General features: G+C 61.3%; 20 protein-coding genes and 1 pseudogene. 9 read left to right on the top strand and 12 right to left on the bottom strand.

Translation table 11 applies throughout. From position 1 onward, the window contains the following. From ACVWZM_RS34085 to ACVWZM_RS34075, 3 genes and pseudogenes are all read right to left on the bottom strand, one after another. A complete protein-coding gene (locus ACVWZM_RS34085; protein WP_253589786.1) occupies positions 1-1,554 on the bottom strand; it encodes an oligosaccharide flippase family protein in 1,554 nt (517 codons plus the stop codon). A gap of 478 nt (positions 1,555-2,032) precedes the next feature. Further along, positions 2,033-2,113: pseudogene (locus ACVWZM_RS34080) on the bottom strand (tripartite tricarboxylate transporter TctB family protein); the annotation flags it as partial. Between the two features lie 377 nt (positions 2,114-2,490). Continuing rightward, the gene (locus tag ACVWZM_RS34075) at positions 2,491-5,904 is read right to left on the bottom strand and encodes a M10 family metallopeptidase C-terminal domain-containing protein (protein WP_456855682.1); all 3,414 of its coding nucleotides are present in this window, start codon (positions 5,902-5,904) and stop codon (positions 2,491-2,493) included. A 290-nt stretch (positions 5,905-6,194) separates the two neighbouring features. Between ACVWZM_RS34075 and ACVWZM_RS34070 the strand changes: the two genes are divergently transcribed. From ACVWZM_RS34070 to ACVWZM_RS34050, 5 genes are all read left to right on the top strand, one after another. Continuing rightward, positions 6,195-6,407, top strand: coding sequence for a hypothetical protein (locus ACVWZM_RS34070; protein ID WP_456855681.1), 213 nt, complete (start codon positions 6,195-6,197; stop codon positions 6,405-6,407). Positions 6,408-6,538: 131 nt separating this feature from the next. Continuing rightward, entirely contained in the window at positions 6,539-7,732 is a 1,194-nt protein-coding gene (locus ACVWZM_RS34065) for a CaiB/BaiF CoA transferase family protein (RefSeq protein WP_225647033.1), read from the top strand. A gap of 364 nt (positions 7,733-8,096) precedes the next feature. Next, positions 8,097-9,443 carry an IS5 family transposase gene (locus ACVWZM_RS34060; protein WP_456854297.1) on the top strand — a complete coding sequence of 449 codons (1,347 nt, stop codon included), beginning with the start codon at positions 8,097-8,099 and terminating at the stop codon, positions 9,441-9,443. Positions 9,444-10,282: 839 nt separating this feature from the next. Beyond that, positions 10,283-10,558, top strand: a complete 276-nt coding sequence (locus tag ACVWZM_RS34055) for a hypothetical protein (protein ID WP_225647032.1) — start codon at positions 10,283-10,285, stop codon at positions 10,556-10,558. Between the two features lie 352 nt (positions 10,559-10,910). After that, positions 10,911-11,294, top strand: a complete 384-nt coding sequence (locus tag ACVWZM_RS34050) for a hypothetical protein (RefSeq protein ID WP_225647031.1) — start codon at positions 10,911-10,913, stop codon at positions 11,292-11,294. Between the two features lie 779 nt (positions 11,295-12,073). Here ACVWZM_RS34050 and ACVWZM_RS34045 read toward each other — a convergent pair. Both ACVWZM_RS34045 and ACVWZM_RS34040 read right to left on the bottom strand, forming a co-directional pair. Next, positions 12,074-12,355, bottom strand: coding sequence for a hypothetical protein (locus ACVWZM_RS34045; protein ID WP_456855680.1), 282 nt, complete (start codon positions 12,353-12,355; stop codon positions 12,074-12,076). Between the two features lie 92 nt (positions 12,356-12,447). Then, positions 12,448-12,693 (bottom strand): DUF6471 domain-containing protein, encoded by a 246-nt coding sequence (locus ACVWZM_RS34040; RefSeq protein WP_225647050.1) that lies wholly within the window; start codon positions 12,691-12,693, stop codon positions 12,448-12,450. A gap of 172 nt (positions 12,694-12,865) precedes the next feature. Between ACVWZM_RS34040 and ACVWZM_RS34035 the strand changes: the two genes are divergently transcribed. The 4 genes from ACVWZM_RS34035 to tnpC all read left to right on the top strand — a co-directional run bounded on the left by ACVWZM_RS34035 (position 12,866) and on the right by tnpC (position 17,490). Then, positions 12,866-14,839: an acyltransferase family protein gene (locus ACVWZM_RS34035; RefSeq protein ID WP_253589781.1), complete on the top strand. Its 1,974-nt coding sequence runs from the start codon at positions 12,866-12,868 to the stop codon at positions 14,837-14,839. A 219-nt stretch (positions 14,840-15,058) separates the two neighbouring features. Beyond that, entirely contained in the window at positions 15,059-15,532 is a 474-nt protein-coding gene (gene tnpA / locus ACVWZM_RS34030; protein ID WP_456856820.1) for an IS66-like element accessory protein TnpA, read from the top strand. Then, positions 15,513-15,866, top strand: coding sequence for an IS66 family insertion sequence element accessory protein TnpB (tnpB, locus tag ACVWZM_RS34025; RefSeq protein ID WP_076834308.1), 354 nt, complete (start codon positions 15,513-15,515; stop codon positions 15,864-15,866). Before tnpA ends, tnpB begins: the two co-directional genes overlap by 20 nt. Before the next feature lie 52 nt (positions 15,867-15,918). Further along, a complete protein-coding gene (gene tnpC / locus ACVWZM_RS34020) occupies positions 15,919-17,490 on the top strand; it encodes an IS66 family transposase (RefSeq protein ID WP_141343446.1) in 1,572 nt (523 codons plus the stop codon). Between the two features lie 739 nt (positions 17,491-18,229). Here the strand turns inward: tnpC and ACVWZM_RS34015 are convergent. From ACVWZM_RS34015 to ACVWZM_RS33985, 7 genes are all read right to left on the bottom strand, one after another. Continuing rightward, entirely contained in the window at positions 18,230-19,759 is a 1,530-nt protein-coding gene (locus ACVWZM_RS34015; RefSeq protein WP_253589779.1) for a tripartite tricarboxylate transporter permease, read from the bottom strand. Between the two features lie 16 nt (positions 19,760-19,775). Further along, complete coding sequence (locus ACVWZM_RS34010; protein ID WP_229158109.1) at positions 19,776-20,318, bottom strand: tripartite tricarboxylate transporter TctB family protein; 543 nt, start codon at positions 20,316-20,318, stop codon at positions 19,776-19,778. Positions 20,319-20,394: 76 nt separating this feature from the next. After that, positions 20,395-21,495 (bottom strand): S-methyl-5-thioribose-1-phosphate isomerase, encoded by a 1,101-nt coding sequence (gene mtnA / locus ACVWZM_RS34005; RefSeq protein ID WP_253589778.1) that lies wholly within the window; start codon positions 21,493-21,495, stop codon positions 20,395-20,397. Positions 21,496-21,536: 41 nt separating this feature from the next. After that, positions 21,537-22,412 (bottom strand): S-methyl-5'-thioadenosine phosphorylase, encoded by an 876-nt coding sequence (locus ACVWZM_RS34000; protein WP_253589777.1) that lies wholly within the window; start codon positions 22,410-22,412, stop codon positions 21,537-21,539. A gap of 249 nt (positions 22,413-22,661) precedes the next feature. Then, positions 22,662-23,639, bottom strand: a complete 978-nt coding sequence (locus ACVWZM_RS33995) for a Bug family tripartite tricarboxylate transporter substrate binding protein (RefSeq protein ID WP_375167140.1) — start codon at positions 23,637-23,639, stop codon at positions 22,662-22,664. A gap of 253 nt (positions 23,640-23,892) precedes the next feature. Further along, positions 23,893-24,690, bottom strand: coding sequence for an enoyl-CoA hydratase/isomerase family protein (locus ACVWZM_RS33990; protein ID WP_168858734.1), 798 nt, complete (start codon positions 24,688-24,690; stop codon positions 23,893-23,895). Between the two features lie 48 nt (positions 24,691-24,738). Continuing rightward, a complete protein-coding gene (locus ACVWZM_RS33985; protein WP_225647024.1) occupies positions 24,739-25,932 on the bottom strand; it encodes a pyridoxal-phosphate-dependent aminotransferase family protein in 1,194 nt (397 codons plus the stop codon). Positions 25,933-26,041 lie beyond the last annotated feature (109 nt).

Below are 26,041 nucleotides of genomic sequence, written 5' to 3'. Positions count from 1 at the left end.
CTAGACGGCCTTGAAGGGCAAGAAGCGAGTGATGATGACGTGGAGATCGCGCCAGCAGACGGCGCGGTAGGGACCCAGTTGCGACACGGCAACGGCGGCAACAAAGATCGCCGCCGCCGACATACCGTACAGCGACACCACATACCACCATGACGGCGCCTGGTCGAATGACACATGGCCGAGCTGCGAGCGCAGCGCCAGCGCAACGGCGATCCCCGTCCCGAGCGGGATCAGGACGAAATGCAGCATCCGTGACCACATCCCCGAAAGCCTGAAGGTACGCCGCAACAGCAGCACCGTGATCACCATCTGCGCAACCATCCCGACACAGGAGCTCCAACCGGCCGCCTGCCAGCCGAAATACGGCAACGCGACGGCGCTGGTCGCCAGCGTGAAGATGCCCGTGACGAGCGAGATCAGCGCGTTGGAACTGGAGCGCCCCTGCGACAGCAGATAGAACGCAAACACATTGGCGCTGGACCCCAATATTCCGCTGATCGCAAGCACCACCAGCACCAGCTGGGCCTCGGCGGCGACCTCGGCGCCGGTCCATCGATGCAGCAATGCGCCTGCGACCGGGATCAGGCCACCCAGCGCGCTCGCGGCAAGCACATTGAGAATCCAGGACGAGCGAAGCAGGAGGTCGACCTTGCGATCGTCATCCTCTCTCTGCAGGGTGCTGAAGAACGGGAACAAGATCTCGCCGATCTTCAGCACACCGATATAGACAGCCTCCTCCAGCCGCTGCGCGACGCTGTAGAAGCCGACGAATTGCGGTTGCAGCAGCGCGCCGAGCAGATAACGGTCCGCCTGGCCTGCGAACAGCGCGCCGCTTTGCGCCGCGACCTGCCAGCCGCCAAGCTTCACCAGTGCACGCAACGCGCCGCGATCGAGCGCCGGCCGTGCCAGCCAGTCACTGATTGCGCGTCGCGACCAGGCGACGACCATCAGGAGATTGGTTGCGAAGCCCAAGGCCTGACAGCCGATGAAGGTCGAGGCGCGCGGTGCGTGCGGGATCAGCAGCAGCATCGACATCGTCGTCACCACCGTGCCCGTGATGCTGATCGACGCGATCCGCCGATAGTCCTGACGCGCCGTGAACAGCGAGAGGAAGACGGCGAACAGGCACTGGAACAGCCAACCGGCGCCCGCCAATGCGAAGGCGAGCCCGAGGTCGTCGGCGGCCGGGCCGCCGAGGTGGAATCCCAGCCGCGCGAGCGGCGCGCCGGCAAAGGCAAGCAACGCCGCGATCAGGCCGCCAAGGACGATGGCAAGCGCGAGAGCGGTCGCGAAAAATCGCCGCGCCTGGTCGTGGTCGGGCGGTTCCAGCCTTTGCGCGAGTTCCCGCGCCGTCGAAAGGCCGAGCGCATTGCTGAACATCAGCGCCGGCGCGACACAGGCCGTCACCAGACCCGCAACGCCGAACGCGGCGAGACCGAGCCGGAAAATCACGAACGGCAGGATCGCGAGGTTCAGCAGCACCGCAACCGCGAAGGCGGTCGCGTTCCATGCCGAGTTACCGAGCAGATTGGATGGACCCTTTTTCACCGCCATGCCCGCTTTCGGTCCATCGCTCCGATACGCCTCAAGTGCCTCTTCCGTAAGGGCAAAACCCATTCGGCATGACGACGGGCTAGCAGCCGGCGCGGTGATTGTCGAGGGTTGGCAGACGGCGGGGAGCCGTGGGACCAGGCCAGGGCCGCAGCAAAGGCACGAGCCGATCTCCACGGAACCATGGCTGGTTGCTTGCGGCCTGGCTTGTCGTTCAAGCAACAATTGGAAAGGCCTGTCTAAATTCTAAAGCAGATAAGCACAGACCCAAAGCCGCCCGTTCAAACAAGAGGTATCTAAATGCCCTTTCCGCCACATCCCGAGCCCTGTCGGGCTTCGGCATGCTCGATCTGACCCAGGCAGGTTCCGGGCTCACTGCGTGCGCCAGCTCGAGCACCGTCATCACACGGCGGGCCTGCGCGCGTGGCGAAGGTCTCTCGGCCGCCGCGCAAGGACCGCCGTGAGGCCGTAGAGGCTGCCGGATGATGCAGAGATAGAACGAGAAGTGACCGGGTTCGAGCCCGGTCGCATCCCAGGACGCGCCTGTACGCCAATTGTCGTAGCCGCGCGCTGACGCGAGCGCGCGCAGCAGAACGGCCATCGGCCTAACGGCAGGTCAAGCTGGCGAAGCGCCTCAAGCCCAACCGCTCATCGAGGGGCTCTCAGCCAATGTGCTGACGGCGATGCGACCTACGATTCGGATGCGTTGCGATCCGCCATCGGCGCAAAAGGCACACAAGCCATCGCGCCCCCTCATGGGCAATCAAACATCCGTTCAACAAGCCTCTCCATGCCGAGCGTCACGTGATCGAACGCTGCTTCTCAAAACTGCAGCGGTTCAGGCGCGTCGCAACGCGCTACGAAAAACCGCCCGAAATTACTTCGCCATCTTAACGATCGCTACCGCTCCGCTCTGGCTAAGGCAACTGTCCACACGGCCTAATGGACAATGAAGTAGCCCGTGTTCAGGTCGGCCATACGTACGTTGGTTGTATCCCGCCCCATGACGGCATCATGAAAATCGCTCCCTAACTCGGACATGGCGTGGGATTGATCGCTCGGCGTTTCATGCAAGAGCTCCATCAGCTGTTTACAGGTAGTGACCAAAGAAAATCCATCAGGTGCGACAATTTCCGCGCTTCCGGCATTCACTACACCGCCCCCATCGATGTCCCGGTGAAATACGAAACTATCATTGCTAGCTGCGATCCAGGCCCCTTGCGATGCAGGACATGGAGTCACCGATGTCTGGCCGGTTACAGCAATCATAAGCGTGGAAATGCCAATCACTCCGTTGCCATCCAAGTGCTGTTGGACATTTGGCTCCAAGTGTTCCAGCGCGGCGCTACTTCCGGACACCACACCAATAGTATCCGAGATGGCGTTGCCGCTGCTGTCCGTGTTCCAAACGGTATGCCGATCGGCGCCCGAAACTTTCCAAGCAATTTCATATCCGTTTGCCGTCTGCTCCGCCCCGATCGGCGTCCAGGCTCCGACCTGAGTGGATGCAGCAAAAGGCGTCCCGGCATATTTGACTGATGGGCCCGTACCGCCGCTGACGGCATCGAGAAAATAGTAGCTGCCGATCTGGTCCAGTTTGGTCGAGCCGGCGGCTTCGACCACGGTTACGCTCGCCGCAGGTATGCCGCTCACGCCGTCGGCGTTGAGGTCCTGATGGAAGCTGCTCTCAAATGCTTCAAGGATTGTACTGCTTCCTGAGACAACCGCGGTCGCAGAGGAGACATAGTTGCCGTTGCTGTCGGCGTTCCAGACCAAGTACTGATCCGAACCGATCACCTTCCACGCAATCTGATATCCGTTTGCCGTCTGCTCCGCCCCGATCGGCGTCCAGGCTCCGACCTGAGTGGATGCATCAAAAGGCGTCCCGGCATATTTGACTGATGGGCCCGTACCGCCGCTGACCGGATCAAGAAAATAGTTGCTGCCGATCTGGTCCAGTTTGGTCGAGCCGGCGGCTTCGACCACGGTTACGCTCGCCGCAGGTATGCCGCTCACGCCGTCGGCGTTGAGGTCCTGATGGAAGCTGCTCTCAAATGCTTCAAGGATTGTACTGCTTCCTGAGACAACCGCGGTCGCAGAGGAGACATAGTTGCCGTTGCTGTCGGCGTTCCAGACCAAGTACTGATCCGAACCGATCACCTTCCACGCAATCTGATATCCGTTTGCCGTCTGCTCCGCCCCGATCGGCGTCCAGGCTCCGACCTGAGTGGATGCATCAAAAGGCGTCCCGGCATATTTGACTGATGGGCCCGTACCGCCGCTGACCGCATCGAGAAAATAGTAGCTGCCGATCTGGTCCAGTTTGGTCGAGCCGGCGGCTTCGACCACGGTTACGCTCGCCGCAGGTATGCCGCTCACGCCGTCGGCGTTGAGGTCCTGATGGAAGCTGCTCTCAAATGCTTCAAGGATTGTACTGCTTCCTGAGACAACCGCGGTCGCAGAGGAGACATAGTTGCCGTTGCTGTCGGCGTTCCAGACCAAGTACTGATCCGAACCGATCACCTTCCACGCAATCTGATATCCGTTTGCCGTCTGCTCCGCCCCGATCGGCGTCCAGGCTCCGACCTGAGTGGATGCATCAAAAGGCGTCCCGGCATATTTGACTGATGGGCCCGTACCGCCGCTGACCGCATCGAGAAAATAGTAGCTGCCGATCTGGTCCAGTTTGGTCGAGCCGGCGGCTTCGACCACGGTTACGCTCGCCGCAGGTATGCCGCTCACGCCGTCGGCGTTGAGGTCCTGATGGAAGCTGCTCTCAAATGCTTCAAGGATTGTACTGCTTCCTGAGACAACCGCGGTCGCAGAGGAGACATAGTTGCCGTTGCTGTCGGCGTTCCAGACCAAGTACTGATCCGAACCGATCACCTTCCACGCAATCTGATATCCGTTTGCCGTCTGCTCCGCCCCGATCGGCGTCCAGGCTCCGACCTGAGTGGATGCATCAAAAGGCGTCCCGGCATATTTGACTGATGGGCCCGTACCGCCGCTGACCGGATCAAGAAAATAGTTGCTGCCGATCTGGTCCAGTTTGGTCGAGCCGGCGGCTTCGATGACGATCGGCGGGATCACCGAGGAGCCCGCGATCGTGCGATCGGCAAACTGGAAATACTCAACGCCAGTGACGTTATCAATGCCCTCCGGTGAACCGGCGCGCTGGTCGCTTATCGTGAAGGTCTGCGAACTTGCGTTGTAGCTAACTGTGTAGTTCGCCCTGTTGCCCAAATACACAGCGGTGTCGGTGCCGGAGCCGCCGAAGATGGTGTCGTTGCCGCCGCCGCCGGTGATCGTATCGTTGCCTGAGCCGCCGTTCAGGACGTTGCCAATTGCGTTGCCCAAGATCGTGTCGTTGCCGGACCCGCCGTTGGCATTGTCGATGTAGGAACGCGCGTCGCCGTTATAGAGATAGGCGTTGTAGACGTTGCCCGATGCGTAATGGCCATCGCCGAGATAGGCCAGTTGAACGGAGGAGAATACCGACGACGCACCGGGGTTGAGGTTGATGCTCAGGTTCGTCGTGTAGTTCGACAGATCGTAGGTGTCGACGCCGCCGCCGTCCCACACAGTCTCGTAGATCCGGTTGGCCGAGCCGCCGACGCCCCCGCCGGGCGCGAGCTGCCCGACACCGTTGATGAACTCCTGCCCCGTGGTCGGATTCCAGGTGTAGACAGTGTTGCTGCTCTGGGTCGTGAAGTTCGCGCCGTACATCGTCTGGAGCGCGAGGATATCGTTGGCCATAAAGGTCTGCGGATATCCATAGGCCTCATTGGTGTAGCCGCTCGTCGCGGACGCCCCGACATAGCTGCGATAGCTCATGACGGTGTATTCGCTGTCGTCATGTGCGCTCGGCACGGCCACGTTGGCAACTCCGCCGGTCTCCTGGCTGTGCTTGAGACCAACGGCATGGCCGAGTTCGTGGAGCGCGGTCGTGAAATAGTAGTTGCCAAGCTTGGCGAGCGAGTAATTGTATTGGGTCCCGAACCAGATGTCGCCGCCGGACGCATAATTGCCGGGGTAGTAGGCGTAGGAAGTCGGGTTAGCCGACGGCGATTGCGCGATCATGATGTCGGCGCCGTTCGTGCCCGCGTATTGGATGTTGGCGTTGGCGTAGCCGTTGATCAATCCAATGGCGTAGTTGATCGCAGCCTGCATTTGGGTCGGCGCCGAGGCAAAGCCCGACGTGGTCGGCTCGCTGCTGCCGCCAGCGTACGGATTGGCGTAGTCGCTGGGCGAATCCGGGAAACTATAGGTTATCGGGCCCGACCATTTGTAGCCCGACAGCAGGCCGTCTATGTCGGCGTCGTTGGTCTTGGTGACCGTGACAGCGGTAGCCAAAGGGAAACTCCGAAGCAGCAAGCCCATCCGATGCGAGGCGTTAACAGATGATTCTAGCTAGAGAGTTGAACGTTTGGTTTAAATGCGGCGAGAGCGCCCGGACCTCTGCCATAATGCGCGGTTAGCTATCAAACCCCGTACTCATACGAGGCGCAAGCAAGAACCTCGGTTCCCGCGGCGCCGGTAATTTGCAGGGTTTCATGAAACGATCTTCACTCGCGGCCGGCCTGTTTGGCGCCCTTGCGGCGCTCGCCGGATACAATCACACGCCCTTCGGAGGACTGCCCGTCATGGTGGAGAAGGCCAATGCGGATGACAGCGGCAAGGCGGGACGCTTGCCCACCATGCCAATGGCCCGCGATCCTGCTGCCGCGGTGGCCGAGGAATACGAAGCCGCCCGCCGGAAAGGAACGCGGGAGGCCTTTGAGCTTTTCATTGCGCGCTACGGCGATGACCCGCTGGCCGAGAAGGCGCGCTCGGAACTGAAGCGCCTGTCGCGCTGATCCCTTCACGCAGCGCAGCAAACCGCGCCAGCCATTGCATTTCGACAGGCGGCATCCGCGCTGGCCCAGGCTTGCCGCAGGGTCTTTCGGCGCTATGGTAGGCCCGCAATCTGTCCCGGAGCCCTTTCACAATGCCCTTTCCGCATGCCTCGGAAGCCCTGTCGCGTTTAACCGTGCTCGACCTGACCCGGGTCCGCTCCGGGCCGACCTGCGTGCGGCAGCTCGCGGATTGGGGCGCCAATGTCATCAAGATCGACGCGCTGACCGAGGATGCCGGTGGCGAGCAGCCGGGCGGCCCCCGGCGGGGTTCCGACTTTCAGAATCTGCACCGCAACAAGCGGGCCATGACGCTGAACCTGAAAGACGGTCGCGGGCTCGCCGTTTTCAAGCGCCTCGCCGCCAAGGCCGACGTCGTGGTCGAGAATTTCCGCCCCGACGTGAAGAGGAAGCTCGGCATCGACTATGAGAGCCTCGCCGCGATCAACCCGCGCATCGTCTATGGCAGCATCTCCGGCTTCGGCCAGGACGGCCCCTATCACAAGCGGCCGGGCTTCGATCAGATCGCGCAGGGCATGGGCGGGCTGATGTCGATCACCGGCGCGCCGGGCGGAGGGCCGATGCGGGTCGGCATTCCCGTCGCCGACCTCACGGCGGGCCTGTTCTGCGCCATGGGCATTCTCACCGCGCTCCTCGAGCGCGAGGTCTCCGGCAAGGGCCAGTGGGTGCAGACCTCGCTGCTCCAGGCACAGATCTTCATGCTCGACTTCCAGGCCGCGCGCTGGCTGATGGAGAGAGAGGTGGCCAAGCAGGCCGGCAACAACCACCCGACCAGCATCCCGACCGGCGTGTTCAAGACCTCGGACGGCTACATCAACATCGCCACCACGGGTGGGCGGATCTGGGAGCGTTGCGCGCAGGCGATCGGTGCGCCGGAGCTCTTTGGCCATCCCGACTACGCGACGGCCTCTGCCCGCTCAAAAAACCGCGACGCGCTCAACGCCGAGATCGAGAGGTGCACCGTGACGAAGTCGACCGAGACCTGGGTCCGCGAGCTCAACGAGGCCGGCGTGCCCTGCGGGCCGATCTATGCCATCGACCAGATGTTCGAGGACGCGCAGGTTAAGCATCTCGGCATCGCGCAAGACGTGCCGAACGATGAAGACCGCCACATCCGCCTGGTCGGCCAGCCCGTGACGCTGTCGCGCACGCCGAGCAAGATGGTGGTGCGGCCGCCGGAATTCGGCGAACAGACCGACGAGGTGCTGAAAGAGTTCGGCTTCGGCTCCGACGAGATTGCCAAGCTCAGGGACGCCAAGGTGGTGTGAGCCAGGTCAGAAACAACAATGCCCGGCAAGATTGTCGGGCATCGAAGGGAGTTCGCGCTGCGCAGCTCAGTATTTTGCAACGACCGGTGTTGGAGTGAACGCATAGTTGAAGCCGACACGCAGAATATGATTGTGGAAAGCTGACGTCCGCCTGGTTAGCGGCTCCGACGAAGTAAGTCTTACTTCCGAAATGCGTAGTCGGCTGTGAACAAGCCTGTAAGCGATTGAGGGGGAATCTGTTTTTGGGATTTGATGGCGTTTGAGATTGCAGGGATTTGAGGCTTGATGGCCGCAAACCTTGCAAATTCGTTTTGTGGATTCCTCTCTGCTGTGAACCGTGCTTCTGTGGTGCATCGGAGGGACGATGCGGCCGAAGAAGCACAAGACGACGGGATCGAACGATCTGTTCCGGGCACGGCTGGACCAGATCATCAACATGAAGCACGAGCTCGTTCTGCTTGCCGGCAAGATCGACTGGGACTGGATCGACGGCGAGATCGCGCCGCTCTACAGCGAGAGCGGCAGGCCTGGGATCGAGACCCGCTTCATGATCGGGCTGCTGTTGCTCAAGCACATTTACGGGCTGTCCGATGAGGGGGTGTGCGAACGCTGGGTCCACGATCCGTACTTCCAGCTCTTCACCGGCGAAGAGTTTTTCCAGCACGTTTTCCCGCACGAGCGCTCGGACCTGAGCCATTGGCGCAAGCGGCTCGGCGACAAGCTGGAGCGGTTGTTGGCCGAGAGCCTTCGGGTGGCGCACGAGGCCGGTGCGTTACGCAGCCAGGACCTCAAGCGGGTCACGATCGACACCACAGTGCAACCGAAGGCCATCAGCTTCCCGACCGACGCCAAACTGCTGCATGCAGCGATCCGGGGGCTGAACCGTCTGGCGAGGAAGCACGGGGTCAGGCTGCGGCAATCCTATTGTCGCGTGGCAAAAAGCGCGGCGATGATGGCGGGCCGTTACGCTCACGCCAAACAGTTCAACCGGCAGCAGCGGCAGCTGCGTATCCTGCGCAGCCGGCTGGGTCGGATCATCCGCGACATTCGTCGCAAGATCGAAGGCCAGGCGACGCTGGAGGAGGCGTTCGCCCTTCCGCTTGGTCGGGCCACGCAGATCCGATCGCAGCAGCAGCGCCAGCGCGGCTTCAAGCTCTATTCCTTCCATGCCCCGGAGGTGGAATGCATCGGCAAGGGCAAGGCCGCCGCACCTTACGAGTTCGGCGTGAAGGCCTCCATCGTTACCAACAATCGCCGCGCCCCCGGCGGCCTGTTCGTGCTGCATGCCAGGTCGCTGCCCGACAACCCTTACGACGGTCACACGTTGCGGGACGTTATGGACCGCACCGAGACACTCACCGGCTGCGCGATCGAGCGGGCCTATGTCGACAAGGGCTACCGCGGCCACGACGCGCAAAATCCCCGCCGCGTCTTCATCTCCGGCCAGAAGCGCGGTGTCTTCGGCGCCATCAAGCGCGAGCTGCGCCGCCGCTCCGCCATCGAGCCCATCATCGGACACCTCAAGGCTGAAGGACACCTCGGCCGGTGCTACCTCAAGGGCCGCGCCGGCGATGCCGCCAACGTCGTCCTCTCAGCCGTCGGCCACAACTTCCGTCGCATCCTCGCCTGGTTCAGAGAACTTTTGCGCCTATTGTTGGTCTCGCTCTGGCACACGCTCAACTGCCCAGCTCAGCTCAATCCGGCTTCTTAACGGTCGACTGCGTATTCGAGCTTCGCCGACCAATTCCGGGTGAACTTGCGCTCGACGCCCGATCGAACCGACTCGGGTATCGGTGCTACTCACCGCCGCACCGATTGAAAAGCTGAACGCGCCGAACGGAGTCGTGCCGCCGAGATCCGCCCCGAAGACTTGGATCCCAAGGTTGACCGCGGACGAATACTTGAGCTCCCCAACAGCGAGACCACCGGTCGCATACCAGAGAGTCTGCGGACTAGATAGAAATCACCATTTGAAAAAGATAAGAAGTCCCACAAGAATCCAGAGGGGAGAGAAACTGAACAACAACGATGCCCAATAATAAAACTCTTTTCGAGTAGTCGCACGCCCACTCATACTCTTACTCCCGCTCACCGATTCACCGTAAAAATACGGTAGTGACCGCCTCCGCCAAGGGATAGGAGTCCTTATATTCAAAAAACTCTTTCACCGCTATTATGTTCGAGCTGCCGTCGACGTTGGTCGACGCCTTACCATTGGCTGGCCTGCATGATAACTTGGCTCATTCTCGCGGCAATTTCGATTTTGATCCTCGCACTGTGCGTCCGGGCGACATATCGATTTGCCTTTCGCGAGGGCCGCGAGCAGGGTTTGTCGGAGTCGTTTCAACTCTACGGAGGTACCCGGCGGTCACTCGATAAGGCTCCCCCACGGCGAGATCCTGATTGAGGTGTCGTTCTCTAAAATTACACGGTATGTCATACAGCGCTGGTGTCGACCGGCTCACACCGTTCGCTGTGGTCTATCTGATCGGCTTGCTGCCTTCGATTGCCGTCATTGCGCATCTTCTGCCTCGGGCAAGGAAACTGTTCATGACAATTTCTACGCGAGCTATCGTTACTGCTGCCGTCGTTATTAATATCATCTCGATTGGCTTGTCTGAGGTGCAGAGAAGGCAATTGGGCTCGACAGCGATAGATGCCACACTCGAGCTGCGTCGAATTGAGCAACAGCGGCTAGCCCAGCAGAGCATTGAGTTGGACCGAACCTACAAATTGATTGCAGAGGTCAACAATCGCATTAGCATGATCCAAGCTCAATTGCTCGGCCTTCAAGCGAGGGCGCAAGCCGTAAATGATGCCAAATAGCTATCAAGTGAGTGCCCTTCTTTTTGATTGGGAGAAGATGGTTCCGGCTCTCATGATCGCCGCGGGCCTCGCGCTGGTGCTGATAGGGTCTATTGCCGCGGCCCAGCACAAGCGATCGGAGAAGACTTGGGAAGACGGGGAAGCTGCAGCGCCGCGCCCCCGGATGGCGCCACTGCCGCGCCTGCTATCCACTCAACGGGACCGGGGCGAGTAAATTGCCATTTTTTTCCGTTCTCGTCACGGAGATGCTTCTCTAAGTTGCATCGTGCTACGAGCAATCCGGGCCGGATACGGGACCACCGGCGCAGGTGTTGATAGACCAAAGTTATTGTTGTTCAAGGGGTGGAAAACAATGCCTTCATTCAAGCTGCTCGCGCCATTTTCCCTTATCTACGCGCTGGGCATACTGGCCACGGCGGGGCACTTCTACCGCAAGCACGAAGGACGCTTAGGTGCACGCCAGACCTTGTGCGTACTCTTTTGGCCGGCTTGGTGGTTCCTGGAGCATAGTGTCCGAGAGACTATTGACGTCATTTCAGACGCGACCATAGGAACGGACGAGCGAGCGACACTTTCCTTCGGAGTTGGATTATTTGCGGCAGGACAATTTTTATTTTCTAACTGGGAAATGTGCAGTGGGGTCACATGCGCCGGCGTTGTATTGAAAAGCTCTGCCATGCTCTTCCCGCCGGTCGGCGCAACGTACCTGACTTGGCTTATCGCGCAGCTTGCATAGCATTCAGATGACGACACGGATCATGAACACGCCTGAAGAACTTCGGGGCAGACCATTTTGGGCACTTGATCCGACGATTCAAAGCCTTTCGTCTACGGACCACTCTGGAAATCCTGTGGCCCCTCCTCTTCAGGACGTGACGACGCGGATACTGAAAATCAACAAATGGCACGCGCTCGCCGCGGTGCTGGTCATATACATCCCGATCGGGCTCTATCTGGACACTCTACCGCCCACCGATCCAACAATCATGTACGGGCCGTTCGAGTACTATGGCGGCTACGCTTGGCGCTACCAGCCATCCGTTTCGCGAGCAATAGCCGATACCGCTGAAGCACCCCATCAATCGCGACTTGAACTGACCGAGGATGGCCGTCCCCTTCGGGCCGGCCCACTGCGCGGACATCGAAATTGGAGACATAGGGCACGGTCGGTTTTCCTATCGGAAGGATGATTGGGTTTTTCTCTATTTCTCGACAAGCGACAACAGTAATCCAAACACAAACGGCCGCATATATCGCGCCGTAGAACCGGCAGCTGTTGACCCGTTCCAGTCGATTAGAATACCTCCGCGTAAGCCCTGGATCTTCTGGCTGCTAGAAAAGATCCATTTTCATTCTTGAAGATCAATATCGAACCGAAGCACTAACGGCACCGCTAGAAGCGCGGTATTATGGCGCAAACGCCACAAGCCAAAAGAAGCGTGTCACCCCGGCGGGAGCACTTGGCCTAGTTCAAATTTGAAGTCGGCTTGTTTTGAGAAGAGCGATTTGACCGGATCAACAACATGGCAGAGCAACCATCAGAGCCAGTACCGGCAGACCAATCGTCAGCACGGCGAAAACCGCCGGGTTGACAGTACCGAACAGCCACATAGCGCCTATTACAAACTCAACCGCGGCTAAGCCGATCAAACGGCCCTTGATTGCTGTGCTCATTTTGTTCCCAAGGGCGCCCACTGAGGCACTGAGGCGGGCAATGGCAAATAACAACAACAAGCCGACAATCTCGCCGATGGCGGCATATAATCCCTCGGCCAAAACCGCGACGAGAAAGATCAATACCCCGACAATGGCGATAGAGACGTATCCAAGAGACGTATCCAGCGATTTCCATCCAGCGCGGGTACATGTCCGCAACTCTAGGACCGCGCCTAGATTTCTTCCAGCGCCACCTGTTCAAGTTCTAGCGCTGCAACGCAGGCAAGGAAGAAGATCGCCGTAAACGATCCACGTTTCACCTTCATCGTGATCCCGGCTTCGGTCTCATCCTTGAGGCCGTGCTTCTTCAGCCGCTTGACCAAATCGGCGTAGGTCACGTCGGCTTTCTTCATCTCGGCTTTCAGGAAGGCGCTCGCGCGCTCCCGGTAAAGTTCCGGGTCAGCTTGGCTTTGGCCCAGCGAGCCTCATTCGCCACCTTCAAGCTGCGAGGTCGGTCATTGATACACCTTTCAAAGAAAAAGCCGCCCGAAAGACGGCTTGGTGTGTCTTAGTGGTCACGGTCAGCGCTTGCTCGGGCGGGTTGTGCCGAGTAAGTTGCCGCACCCAGTTAAGAACGGGCGGGCACTAATCTTGAAATACCGCGCTGACATCGATGGCTTGCGGGCCATCGCCGTACTGTCTGTGTTGGCCTTCCATTACAATGCAGCTCTGCCGGGCGGCTTTACCGGCGTCGATGTTTTCTTCGTAATCAGCGGGTTCCTGATAACGCAGCAACTCGCTGGCGAGATCGCAAGCGGCACCTTCTCTATCCTCAACTTCTACGACCGTCGCATTCGACGTATTGTGCCCGCGTTGGCTGTAGTTTTGTTGACCGTCTTATTGCTCGGCAAGTTCCTCTTGCTGCCCGGCGACTACAAGGCGATGGCCGCCAGCGCCGCCTACGCGGCATTCGGCGCTTCGAACTTCTTCTTCCTGTCGAACACCGGCTATTTCGACCAAAGTTCCGATTTAATGCCACTCCTTCACACTTGGTCGCTTGGTGTCGAGGAGCAATTCTATCTGGCGTGGCCGCTGCTCTTGGCCCTCGTCGCTACCGGTCGAAAGCGGATCGACCTCGCCGCCATCATCGGCACCGCAGTTGTGATCGGTTTCGGCGCGAGCCTGCTCTGGCTCGACGCGGATCCCAAGGGCGCATTCTATCTGGTGCTGCCGCGCGCGTGGGAGCTCGCACTAGGCGCGTTGCTCGTGTTCCTGCCCCCTCTTTCGCAACGCCTCGGCGCCGTGGCAATCGCGACCGGCCTCGCGTTGATTGGCGCCGGCTTCATCTTTGTCAGCGCCACTGCTTTCCCAGGCGCGGCCGCGGTCTACCCATGCGTCGGCGCTGCGCTCGTAATCTGGCCGCGCCGGGACGAACCAAGGTTCAGCCATTGGCTCGGCAAGTTGCGTCCGATCGGGCTGATTTCCTACAGCCTGTATCTCTGGCATTGGCCCGTGTGGGTGCTGTTCCGCCATTACATCAATAACGCCGAGCCAAGCCGCCTAGAGGCAGTCGTGCTCGCAGCCGTCTCGATCGGCTTAGCAGTGGTGTCGTTTCGCTTCGTCGAGAAACCTTTCCGGCAACGCCGCTGGTTGCCGACGCGGACAGTACAGACAGGACTCGCGACGGGAATGGCCGTCTTTTGCCTCGGGATGTATGTAAACAGCGCCGACGGACTTCCGGAACGCATCGCACCTGCCGTCTATTCGATGCGCAGCCTTGATGCGATGTGGGAATGGCCATGCAAGTACGAACCAGAGAAGACCTTAGGCGCTTCGTTCTGCACCTTCGGCCAGTCATGGAAGAAGGCTGGCTCGAAAGCATTCTTGTGGGGCGATAGCCACGCTGGGCACTTCGCCCCGATCATGGAAGCCGCGCAGCCAGATATGGGGTGGCTCCTTTACGAGACATGCCCGGCGTTCTTCAACGAGCATATTTACCGAACGTATACCGGTATTCCGAACTACCGGACGCAGTGCGCTGAACAACGCCGCAAAGCGATTGAGCTCATCAACAGCGATCCTTCAATTGACCTCATAGTTCTCGCTTCTGCGTGGGCTTACTATCCAGCGATTGCGCTCCAAGACGGGACGCTTGGAGAATTGAGCGGATCTGGCCTGATAGAGGCCGGAATAGAGGACCTCATGGCGAAGACGGCGAGACCCGGCCGTCGATTCGTCTTGGTAGGAACGGTTCCGCAACACATAGTTGATCCTATCCCGTGCGCGATGGCGCACCTTAACGGCTTGTGGCGCCGCGAGTGCACGCCCGATCCAAAAGAAATCCAGCAAATGAAGACCTATACAGTGACTTCGGACACGCTGCTCAAGCAGATCGCCGCGTCTCGATCTGACGTGGCCGCTGTCATACCGCGCGACGCGCTTTGCGATAAGGCCGGCTGTAAGGGCTATCTGAATGGCGAATTTCTGTACCGCGATGGTGGCCACATTCGCCGAAACCTATCGATGGAGACGAGACACCAGTTTGCAGACCTCATCGGCCTGACGAACGCACTGATGGAGAAGCCTGCTCGCGCGGAAGCTTCGGCCGCTCCTTCAAGTAACTAAATGTAGCCCGTTGCGGACCAGGCAACGACGACCGTCGTTCCCGGGTTATTGATCGAGAAGCCTGAAGTGGCAGCGGAAACTGCGTTCACGGGACTCGTTGTCCCGCCAGCGGTGCTGCTGCATACGATAGTCGTAATGTAAGCGCGAATTTCCCCGCACCTTTTGGTTTTGAGTGCTCTGATGCATGAGGTGTCCACTTAAATAGGTGGACACCTCATGATGAGCGACGATGGTCAGAAACTGCGTGTCAGGCTTGTTGGTCGGAACGGTCGCCGGCGCTTTGAGACGACATCGAAGGAGCGTCTTGTGGCGGCCTGCCTTGAGCGTGGCGTTTCGGTCTCGAGACTTGCACTCGAACATGGGGTCAACGCGAACCTGCTTCGGAAGTGGATCAAGAAGGACGCCGCGGCCAGGTCGGCGCCGTCGTCGTCACCCTCGGCGTTCATCCCGGTTCACCTTGAGGGGGCCGCCGAGCGGGGTTTGTCGCGGCAAGGCAGTGTGGAGGCGGTGGATTTGCCGGCGACCTGCGATGAAGTGGGTGGGTCGGAATCCAAGGGGTCTCCAGCTTTTTGTTCTCCGGCCAAAGTGAGCGCGTCGCTGCCGAATGGCGTGAAGCTCGCGCTGGAATGCGGGGATGTGGATGCATTGACGGCGATCATTGGAGCCCTGGGCCATGTTCAGACTGGGCGGTGACCTGCAGGTCTATCTGCACCGTGAGCCGATCGACTTCCGAGCTGGCATCAACAGCCTTGCGGTTCTGGTTCAGGAGACGATGGCGCTCGATCCGTTTGTGCCGGCGGTTTTTGCGTTCTGCAATCGCCGTTGCGACCGGATGAAGTTGCTGTTCTTCGACCGGTCCGGCTTTGTGCTGGTCCTGAAGCGGCTGACCGAGGACAAGTTCCGATGGCCGCGCCGCCAGGAGGCGGTCGTCCGGCTTACGACCGAGCAGTTGCACTGGATCCTCGACGGCATCGATATCGATGCGATGGTCCGTCATCCGGTGCGGCAATATCAGGTTGCCGGCTGAGCTCTTGAGTTGAGCGGTTGACGCGTCGGAACGGTTCAGATTCAAGAATCCGATGAATCGAACCGGCAATCCGAGTGTCGAGGTGCTGTTGGCGCGCATTGCCGCGCTGGAGGCGGAGAATCGTCAGCTCACGGAGCGCGTCGTCAAGCTGGAGGAAGAACTGGCGCTGGCACGCCTGCATCGTTTTGCGCCGCGCAGCGAAAAGCACGTCGACCGTCTCTTCAATGAAGCCGAGCAGGCCGCCGATGAGGATGACGCCGGCAGCGAAACGAACGATACCGCCGAACTTCCGGACACGGGTCTGCCATCGGTCGAAAGCACGACGGGAAAGAAGCGCGGCCGCAGGCCGCTGCCGGCAAACCTGCCGCGCGAGCGCGTCGAGTATGACCTGCCCGACGATCAGAAGGCGTGTCCTTGCTGCCGTGGCCAGATGCATCGCATGGGCGAGGCTGTCACCGAGCAACTTCATATCGAGGTGAAGGCGAAGGTTTTACAGAATGTGCGCTTCAAATATGCCTGCCGCCATTGCGATCGCACCGGGATCAACGCCCCTGTCGTGACCGCGCCGATGCCGACGCAGCCGTTGCCGGGCAGCGTTGCCACGGCCTCGACGCTGGCGTTCGCGCTGGTTCACAAATATGTCGACGGCACGCCGCTCTACCGCTTGGCGCAGGCCTTCGAACGCGCAGGCGTTCCTGTCAGCCGCGGCGCTTTGGGCCACTGGGTGATCGGCTCGAGCGAGAAGCATCTGCATCGCATTTATGACGCCCTGAAGCTGCGGCTCAGATCGCAGCCTCTCATCCATGGCGACGAGACGACGGTTCAGGTCCTCAAGGAGAAGGACAAAGCGGCCACCAGCACATCGTACATGTGGGCGTATCGCAGCGGCAAGGATAGTCACGAGCCGATCGTTCTTCTGGATTATCAGCCGGGCCGCGGCCAAATCCACCCGCAGGTCTTCCTCGGCGATTACCGTGGCATCGTGATGAGTGACGGCTATAGCGCATGGCGCACGCTGGAAGGGGCCACCCACATTGGATGCATGGCCCACTCCCGGCGGCGTTTTGTCGACGCCCTCAAAGCGAGAAAGAAGGGCGGCGGGCCGCCCGAGCAGGCGCTGCGGTTCTTCGAGCAGCTCTACCGGGTTGAAAGGCAGGCGCGGGACGAGAAACCGGACAGAGACGAAACGCCGGATCAATGCATCCGTCGCTTCCGCCAGCAACACAGCATTCCTGTCCTGAACGCCCTCAAGGAATGGCTCGATCAAATCGCCCCGAAGGTCCTGCCGGACAGCAAGCTTGGCGACGCCGTATCTTACACCCGGAACCAATGGGACTATCTGACGCGTTACACCGAAGATGGCAGGATGCCGATCGACAACAATCTTCTGGAGCGCGACATCAGGGTTTTTGCCACCGGCCGAAAAAGCTGGCTGTTCAGCGACACCGTCGACGGAGCCAGGGCCAGCGCCGTCGTCTACAGCCTAATGCTGACCTGCCGCGCCTCACGTGTCGAGCCGTTAACATGGCTGCGCCATGTGCTCACCGAGTTGCCTCAGCGCGTGGACAACGCCGATATCGCTGACCTGTTGCCCTTCAACTTCCCCAAAGCGGCCACTGCCTGAACGGCTCAGCATCGCCCCGATACGAAGGCCATCCGTCAAATCGCGGCCGACAACGTGCGCGGAAAATCGCGCTTACGTCGTAATAGTCGTAACTGCCGTTAAGACGGCCGGAAAGATTACCGCTGTATTGGTGGCGCCCGTGGCCGTGGTTAGTCCCCAAATATGCAAACCGCCGTTGGGTAAGCGCCGATAGGCGGCGTAGCCTGACGCGCCTGGCGTTCCGACTTCATTGAATGATTTGATCGAGCCTAGCGTCACGTTGTCGGACACGTCGAGCAACTTCTGTGGAAGCGTACCGAGCCCCGGGGGACCTTCCGCGTACACATTTTCGAATTTGAAATTGCGGTTAATACAGGCGCTGTTGACGTTAAACGGAGCTGTCCGAGATTTTCATCGCGTTCGGTCCGGCTTTGCAGTGACGTTCGCCGCGCTGGTTTCGGTTTACGGCGTGATTGAGTTCGTCGTTTGGCTCGTGATGCGCCGACGCTCTCGTATCCGCACACATGGGGTAACGCACGCCAGCTTGTCCAATAATTCATACAGGAGATGAACTATGTTTCGTATGGGGCAGAAGGTGGTTCGGTTTAGTGGCCAGGCTGCGTCATCACCAACCATCTGAGCAGGAAGGACTACACGCATCCAGAGCTTGTCTGGCCGGCATCGCGCAGCGGCAACATTTGGAACCAAGACGACGCGCCTGGATAAGACCATCGCGACATAAGAGAACTGGGACACTGATCTAATTCAGTTCTCGTGGTGTCTCCGTTTTGCTCCGCTGCCTCCAACTGACGCGGCCGACCAAACCATCGATCAAGGGCCAAAAAAGCAGCACGATTGCCAACGTCGTGATCGAGCCGACCAGTCCGTTCGACCAGAACACCTTCATGTCGCCGCCGGAGCCGATCATCGAGAGGCGGAACGCATCCTCGGCGCGGTTGCCGAGCACCAATGCGAGGGTGAAAGGCGCGAGCGGGATCCCGATCTTCTTGAAGACATAGCCGACGACGCCGAAGCCCAGCATCAGCCAGATATCGAACATCGCGTTCTGGATCGCATAGGCGCCGATCGCGCAGGACACCACGATCATCGGGGCTACGGCCGCGAACGGCACGCGCAGGATCGAGGCGAAGATCGGCACCGTGGTCAGCACCAGCACCAGGCCGACGACATTGCCGAGATACATCGAGGCGATCAGGCCCCAGACGAAATCCTTGTGCTCGACGAACAGCAGCGGCCCCGGGTTGAGGCCCCACACCATCAAGCCGCCGAGCAGGATCGCAGCGGTCCCCGAGCCGGGAATGCCGAGCGCCAGCATCGGCAACAGCGCCGAGGTGCCCGAGGCATGAGCGGCGGTCTCGGGCGCGAACACGCCCTCGATACGGCCCTTGCCAAAGCTCTCCTGATCCTTGGCGAAGCGCTTGGCGAGGTTATAGCCCATGAAGGAGGCCGCGATCGCGCCGCCCGGCGTGATGCCGAGCCAGCAGCCGATCACCGACGAGCGCAGCAGCGTCACCCAGTATTTCGGCAGGTCCTTCCACACCGAGAGCACGACGCGCAGGCTGATGCCGGCGGCGTGTCCGCGCAGCGCGAGGCGCTCCTCCATCGTGAGCAGGATCTCGCTGATGCCGAACAGGCCGATGACCGCGACGAGGAAGTTGATGCCGCGCAAGAGCTCGGCGGAGCCGAACGTCATGCGCAGCTGCCCGGACACCGTATCCATGCCGACGCCGGCGAGCAGCAGCCCGAGCGACATCGAGATGACAGTCTTGTGCTTGGCCTCGCGGCCGAGGCCGACGAAGGAACAGAAGGTCAGGAGATAGACGGCGAAGAATTCCGGCGGGCCGAACCTCAGCGCAAACGACGAGATCATCGGCGCCAGGAAGGTGATCAGCAGCACCGCGACCAGCGAACCGACGAAGGAGGAGGTGAACGCCGCGGTGAGCGCTTCGGCCGCCCTGCCCTGCTGCGCCATCGGATAGCCGTCGAAGGTGGTCGCGACCGACCAGGCTTCGCCCGGGATGTTGAACAGGATCGAGGTGATGGCGCCGCCGAACAGCGCACCCCAGTAGATGCACGACAGCATCACGATGGCGGACGTCGGATCCATCGTGAAGGTGAGCGGCAGCAGGATCGCGACGCCGTTGGGGCCGCCAAGCCCGGGCAGCACGCCGACGAAGATGCCGAGCACCAGTCCGACCATCATCAACAGCAGCGTCTTCCACGTCAAAAGGACGGCAAAGCCGTGCAGCAGGAGACCGAAGGCTTCCATGGTTCGACCCGGTTCGCTAGCGGCCGAGAGCCGCCTCGAGCGGCCCCTTCGGCATGATGACGTCGAACGCGACGTCGAACGTTATGAACATCGCGGCGGTGAAGACGAAGGCGGTCAGCAGCGACTTCCACAGCGCGATCTTGCCGACGAGGCGCATGAAGCCAGCGATCAAGAGAAAGCTCGCGACATAGAGGCCGAGATATTGGGTGGCGAGGCAGAACAGCAATGTCGGCACGAACACCGCCATCACCCGGCGAAGCTGGGCCCGGGTGACAAAGGTCTCGGCGGCTTCCCGGCGCGAGAGGAAGGCCGCGCCGAGACCATAGAGGCTGGCACCGCCGAGGATGACCGAGAGGTAGAACGGAAAATAGCCCGGCTGCGGCCCGGTCGAGTCCCACGACGCACCGGTGCGCCAATTGTCCCAGCCGAGCACCACGGCGAGCGCAAGCAGAAGCAGCGACACGACGACGTCGACGACGCCGGTGCTGACGACCGCCGGCGAGTTATCTTCAGGTGCGGTCGGATCGTCGACGACGATCTCAAGTTCGGTATTGGACATGGATGAGACGGTCTGGGTTGCGAGGGCAACGATTGGGATAGCGTGCAGATGCAACCACCGTCAATGCAGCCTTCAGTTAAACGGTGGAACGTTCGGGAAAGGCGCTCGCAAGTGCAGCACGCTCCGGCTTGAGAACGCCGCGCTCGGTGATCAATCCGGTCACCAGCCGCGCCGGCGTGACGTCGAAGCCGAAATTGGCGACCGACGAGCCGTCCGGAACCACGCGCACGGTCTCGATCCGGCCATCCGCCGTGCGTCCCGTGAGGTGCGTCACCTCGTCGGCCGCGCGCTGCTCGATCGGAATCTGCCTGACACCGTCATCGATACTAAAGTCGATGGTCGGTGACGGCAGCGCAACATAGAACGGCACGCTGTTGTCGCGGGCCGCGAGCGCTTTCAGATAGGTGCCGATCTTGTTGCAGACGTCGCCATTGGCGGCGACGCGATCGGTCCCGACGATCGCGAGATCGACCATGCGATGCTGCATCAGGTGGCCGCCGGTGTTGTCGGGGATCACGGTGTGCGGCACACCGTGGTGCCCGAGTTCCCAGGCGGTGAGCGAAGCGCCCTGATTGCGCGGACGCGTCTCGTCGACCCAGACATGGACCGGAATGCCGCGATCGTGCGCCTGGTAGATCGGCGATGTCGCCGTTCCCCAATCCACGGTTGCAAGCCAGCCGGCGTTGCAATGCGTCAGGACGTTCACCACCTCGCCCGCCTTCTTGGTCGCGGCGATCGTCTCGATCAGGCCGAACCCGTGACGGCCGATCTCGCGGTTGATCTCGACGTCCTCATCGGCGATCTCGCGCGCGCGGGCATAGGCCGCCTCGGCACGGGCCGAAGCCGCGAGCGGCGCCAGCGCGCGCTGCATCTCGTCAACAGCCCATTTCAGATTGACCGCGGTCGGCCGGGTCGCCAGGAACATCCTGCCGGCGCGCTCGAGCGCCGCGTCGGAGGCATCGGCGCGCATCGCAAGCGCCATGCCATAGGCTGCGGTTGCGCCGATCAGCGGCGCGCCGCGGACCAGCATCGAGCGGATCGCCTCGCCGGCCTCGTCCGCGGTGGTGAGTTTGGCGACGATGAATTCATGCGGCAACCGGCGCTGATCGATCGCGCCGACCGACCAGCCGTCGGGCTCGAGCCAGATGCTGCGAAAATGTCGTCCATCGACTTTCATGTCCTACGCCCTTCGCGTCGCGCGCTCGCTGGAGGACTTGCTCACGACCGCAGCACCCGTCCGGCGACGGCATCGAGCTTGGCCAGCAGCTGCGGATCGCGGGCCGCGGGCGCCGTGATCAGCGCGGTATCCAGCACCCGATCCGAACCGACCGGACACGGCTCGTGCTCGCGAGGGAAATTCCGCGCCAGCCGCGCGACCAGCGCCTTTGCTTTCTCGGCGTTCGAATTCAGCACACGGATGATATCCTGCACCGTCACGGCATCATGCGCCGGATGCCAGCAATCGAAATCGGTGACCATCGCCACGCTGGCGTAGCAGATCTCGGCCTCACGGGCGAGCTTGGCTTCCGGCATGTTGGTCATGCCGATCACCGAATAGCCCTGCGCCTTGTAGGTCAGGCTTTCGGCGAGCGAGGAGAACTGCGGCCCCTCCATGCAGAGGTAGGTGCCGCCGCGGGCGAACGCGATGTCTTCGGCCTCGGCAGCGGCGGCGAGATGCCTCGCCAGCAACGGCGACACCGGATGCGCCATCGAGACATGCGCGACGCAGCCCTTGCCGAAGAACGAGCTCTCGCGCTTGTGGGTGCGATCGACGAACTGGTCGACCAATACAAACGTGCCCGGCGACAGCTCTTCCTTGAACGAGCCGCACGCGGACAGCGCGACGAGGTCGGTGACCCCTGCCCGCTTCAGCACATCGACATTGGCGCGATAGTTGATGTCGGACGGCGACAGCGCGTGTCCATGGCCGTGGCGCGGCAGGAACACGATCGGGAGTCCCGCCATCTCGCCGCGGCGGAGCGGCGCGGACGGCTCGCCCCAAGGGCTTGTGATCGCCTCCTCGCGGACATTTTCCAGGCCCGGCAGATCGTAGATGCCGGATCCACCGATGATCCCTAACACGGCTTTGGTCATGATCGCTCCTCACGGTCCCGCAACGGCGCCGGAGGGGTGACCCAGCCCGATCGGGCTCGCCGGACGTTCGGCCATATTGCGGCGCAGTAATCACTGCACGGCTGCCGCTTGCAAGGCAATTCCAAGCTAACAGGAAAGCAGCCGGCCCAGGCACCCGAAGGGTGAACCCGGAATCTCGAGATTCCTCGATGCGCAATTGCGCATCTGAGGTTCGCTGCTTCGCATCGCCCCGGAATGACGGCGAATCCGCTATTTTGCGACGAACCCTGCCGCATTCATCAGCGAGGCATTCTGCTTGTCGTCATCCTCGAGGAACTCGACCATGTCCTTGCCGGTGAGGAAGATCGGCTTCAGCGCCTGCTTCTCCATGTAGTCCTTGTATTCAGCCGTCTGCGTCACCTTCTGAAACAGGTCGACATAGAACGCCTGCTGCTCCTGCGTGACCTTGCCCGGCAGGAACATCGCGCGCAGCATCAGGTACTGCACGTCGAGCCCCTCCTCCTTGCAGGTCGGGATGTCGTTCCAGGATTGCGTGTCGGTGACCTTGCTCTTGTAGGAGATCCGCTCCTTGTCGAACACGCAGAGCGCGCGAACCTGTCCGGCGCGCCAGACTTCGAGGTTCTCGCTGGGATTGTTGACGTTGGACTCGGTGTGGCCGCCGACCAGCTGGGTCGCGGCCTCGCCGCCGGACTTGTACGGCAGGTAGGAGAATTTTGCGCCGGTCTTCTGCTCCATGAACACGGTCAGCACGTGATCCTCACGCTTGGAGCCGGTGCCGCCCATCTTGAACGGCGCACTGGCCGCCTTGGCGGCAGCGATGAAATCCTTCACGGTCTTCGGACCGGAGGCGTTGTCCCACAGCACGAACTGGTCGAGCGCGATCACCGACACCGGGGTGAGGTCGCGCCAGTTGAACGGAATCTTGGCCGACAGCGGCAGCATGTAGATCAGCGAATAGGCGATCAGCACCTTGTTGGGATCACCCTCGCTGGACTTCATGTACATCAGCGCTTCGGCACCCGACGCGCCGCCCTTCAGCGACACCACCATCGGCTGCTTCATCAGATTGTTCTTCTGGATCGCCGCCTGCATCATGCGCGCCATCTGGTCTGAGGCGCCGCCGGCACCGGCCGCGACCACGATTTCGACCGGCTTGCTCGGCTCCCAGCCGGCAAAGGCCGGCGTGCTCAGCAAGAGGGCCGCGATTGCAGCCGTGGTTTTTACAATCTGTCCCACGTGTTTCTTCCCTATCTATTTGTTCGGCTTGGTAAAACCTGCGAGGTGCCGGGCTCGCGTCATTGTGCCGAGAATGAACGTGAGTTCAAGCCGCGAACTGCCGCATGGCCTATGACTTTGGAATGAGGTGGGGACGCTCAGGACCAACAAGCAAAACAGCGCGGAGTCTGTCTCGGGCCCATGCTTTCTGACAACGGGGATCAATGCGAAAAGCGCGCTTTCCGCCAGGAATCCAGGACGACCGTTACTTGCCCTTGAAGTTGGGCGCGCGCTTGTTGAGGAAGGCGTCCATGCCCTCGCGGAAATCCTCGCTCATATAGGCGCGCAGGATCAGGTCCTCGCCCTCCTCGCGCGACAGCGTGCGGCGGATGCGGCGCACCGCTTCCTTGGTCACTTCGAGCGTGATCGGCGCGTGGCCCGCGACGAGCTTCGCCGTCTCGGTGGCGCGGCGCTGCAACGTCTCCACATCGGGGACGACTTCATTCAACAGCCCGAGCGCCAGCGCTTCCGGCGCCTCGACGAGGCGCGCCTTGAAGATCAGATCCTTGGTCCGCGCCGGACCGATCAGCGACACCAGCCGCGAGATGTTGGACATCGAGAGGCAGTTGCCGAGCGTGCGCGCGATCGGGAAGCCGATCCGCGTCGCCTCAGTGCCGATCCGGATATCGCAGCAGGCGGCGATACCGGCGCCACCGCCGGTGCAGGCGCCGGCGATCGCCGCGATCACAGGCACACGGCACTGCTCGAGCGTTCCCAGCACGCGATCGATCCGCGCCTCATAGTCGAGCGCATCCTGCGCCGTCTTGAACGCGCGGAACTGCGAGATGTCGGTGCCCGAGGCGAACGCCTTGTCGCCCGTGCCGGTCATGATCAGCGCCTTGATGGAGTGATCCTGATTGATGTTCTCACAGATCGCAGCCATCTGCTCGTACATCGCAAAGGTCAGCGCATTGCGCGCCTGCGGCCGGTTGAACGTGATGCGCGCGATCCCGTCCTCGACGGAGTAGATCAGGTCTTCGGTCGAAGTGACGGGCGCGTTCATGTCTCGCTCTTTCTGTTGTTTGCGATTCGGTTTCAGGCGACAGCCTTTTTAAGCGACAGCCTTCGACTGCGCGGCGTCGTGGCCCTTCAGGACCTCCATCGCCGCCAGCACGCCGCCGCCGCGATGCGGCACCTTGGCCAGATCAAGGCCCATCTCGACGCCGGACAGCGTGCCCATCAGCATCAAATCGTTGAAGTGGCCGATATGGCCGATCCGGAACACCTTGCCCTTGACCTTGTTGAGGCCGGTGCCGAGCGACATGTCAAAATTCTCCAGCACGACCTTGCGGAAGTGGTCGGCGTCGTGGCCGTCAGGCACCCGCACCGCGGTCAGCGCCGGCGAGTGTGCGCCCTGCTCCTGGCACTGTGTCTCGAGGCCCCAGACCTTGATCGCCGCGCGCGTCGCCTCGCTGTGGCGCTTGTGGCGGGCGAAGACGTTCTCGAGGCCCTCTTCCTCCAGCATATTCACGGCCTCGCGCAGGCCGAACAGGAGGTTGGTGGCGGGCGTATAGGGCCAGGTGCCGGCCTTGTTGATGTTGATGACTTCCTGCCAATCCCAATAGGAGCGCATGCCCGGATTGGCCTTGGCCACGGCGAGCGCCTTCTCCGACACGGCGTTGAAGCCGAGGCCGGGCGGCAGCATCAGGCCCTTCTGGGAGCCGGCGATGGAGACATCGATGCCCCAGGCATCATGCTCATATTCCAGCGAGCCGAGGCCGGAGATGGTGTCGACCATCAAGAGTGCCGGATGCTTCAGCGTGTCGAGGATCTTGCGGACGTCGCGCGGATAGGTGACGCAGGCGGTCGAGGTCTCGTTATGGACCACGCAGACCGCCTTGATCTTGTGCGCCTTGTCGGCGGACAGCCTGGCCTCGATCTGCTCGAGGTCGGCGCCGTGGCGCCAGTCGCCCGAGATGAAATCGACGTCGAGCTTGAACTTGTCGGCAATGCCATGCCACAGCACCGCGAACTGGCCGGTCTCGCACATCAGGACCTTGTCGCCGGGCTGCAGCGTGTTGACGATCGCAGCCTCCCAGGCGCCGGTCCCCGACGAGGGATAGATGATCACGGGCTGCTTGGTGCGGAACACACGCTGCATCGCAGAAAGCACGGCGAAACCGATCTCGGCAAACTCGGGACCGCGATGGTCCATGGTCGGCATATCCATGGCCCGCAGCACCCGGTCCGGCACGTTGGTCGGTCCCGGAATCTGCAGAAAATGCCTTCCAGTATGCACGGTCATGAGCGTCTTTCCCGGTCTCGTCTTGGTCGTGGTGAGCCGCTCGCATATCACTATTCGCCGGGTTTGTCCTAGGCCCGGCGGGGGTCCGTCATGCATATCTGACGGCGCT

It is taken from the genome of Bradyrhizobium sp. USDA 4501, assembly GCF_054062115.1.
This window is presented reverse-complemented; position numbering and strand designations above follow the sequence as displayed.

What these genes read in the sequence shown, in the direction of transcription:
- tnpB (WP_076834308.1), top strand. Translation starts at nt 15,513, where the DNA reads ATGTTCAGACTGGGCGGTGACCTGCAGGTCTATCTGCACCGTGAGCCG.
- ACVWZM_RS34000 (WP_253589777.1), bottom strand. Translation starts at nt 22,412, where the DNA reads ATGACCAAAGCCGTGTTAGGGATCATCGGTGGATCCGGCATCTACGAT.
- ACVWZM_RS33990 (WP_168858734.1), bottom strand. Translation starts at nt 24,690, where the DNA reads ATGAACGCGCCCGTCACTTCGACCGAAGACCTGATCTACTCCGTCGAG.
- ACVWZM_RS34065 (WP_225647033.1), top strand. Translation starts at nt 6,539, where the DNA reads ATGCCCTTTCCGCATGCCTCGGAAGCCCTGTCGCGTTTAACCGTGCTC.
- ACVWZM_RS33985 (WP_225647024.1), bottom strand. Translation starts at nt 25,932, where the DNA reads ATGACCGTGCATACTGGAAGGCATTTTCTGCAGATTCCGGGACCGACC.
- ACVWZM_RS34085 (WP_253589786.1), bottom strand. Translation starts at nt 1,554, where the DNA reads ATGGCGGTGAAAAAGGGTCCATCCAATCTGCTCGGTAACTCGGCATGG.
- tnpA (WP_456856820.1), top strand. Translation starts at nt 15,059, where the DNA reads ATGAGCGACGATGGTCAGAAACTGCGTGTCAGGCTTGTTGGTCGGAAC.
- ACVWZM_RS34060 (WP_456854297.1), top strand. Translation starts at nt 8,097, where the DNA reads ATGCGGCCGAAGAAGCACAAGACGACGGGATCGAACGATCTGTTCCGG.
- ACVWZM_RS34050 (WP_225647031.1), top strand. Translation starts at nt 10,911, where the DNA reads ATGCCTTCATTCAAGCTGCTCGCGCCATTTTCCCTTATCTACGCGCTG.
- ACVWZM_RS34070 (WP_456855681.1), top strand. Translation starts at nt 6,195, where the DNA reads ATGGTGGAGAAGGCCAATGCGGATGACAGCGGCAAGGCGGGACGCTTG.
- mtnA (WP_253589778.1), bottom strand. Translation starts at nt 21,495, where the DNA reads ATGAAAGTCGATGGACGACATTTTCGCAGCATCTGGCTCGAGCCCGAC.
- tnpC (WP_141343446.1), top strand. Translation starts at nt 15,919, where the DNA reads ATGAATCGAACCGGCAATCCGAGTGTCGAGGTGCTGTTGGCGCGCATT.
- ACVWZM_RS34055 (WP_225647032.1), top strand. Translation starts at nt 10,283, where the DNA reads ATGACAATTTCTACGCGAGCTATCGTTACTGCTGCCGTCGTTATTAAT.
- ACVWZM_RS34015 (WP_253589779.1), bottom strand. Translation starts at nt 19,759, where the DNA reads ATGGAAGCCTTCGGTCTCCTGCTGCACGGCTTTGCCGTCCTTTTGACG.
- ACVWZM_RS34010 (WP_229158109.1), bottom strand. Translation starts at nt 20,318, where the DNA reads ATGTCCAATACCGAACTTGAGATCGTCGTCGACGATCCGACCGCACCT.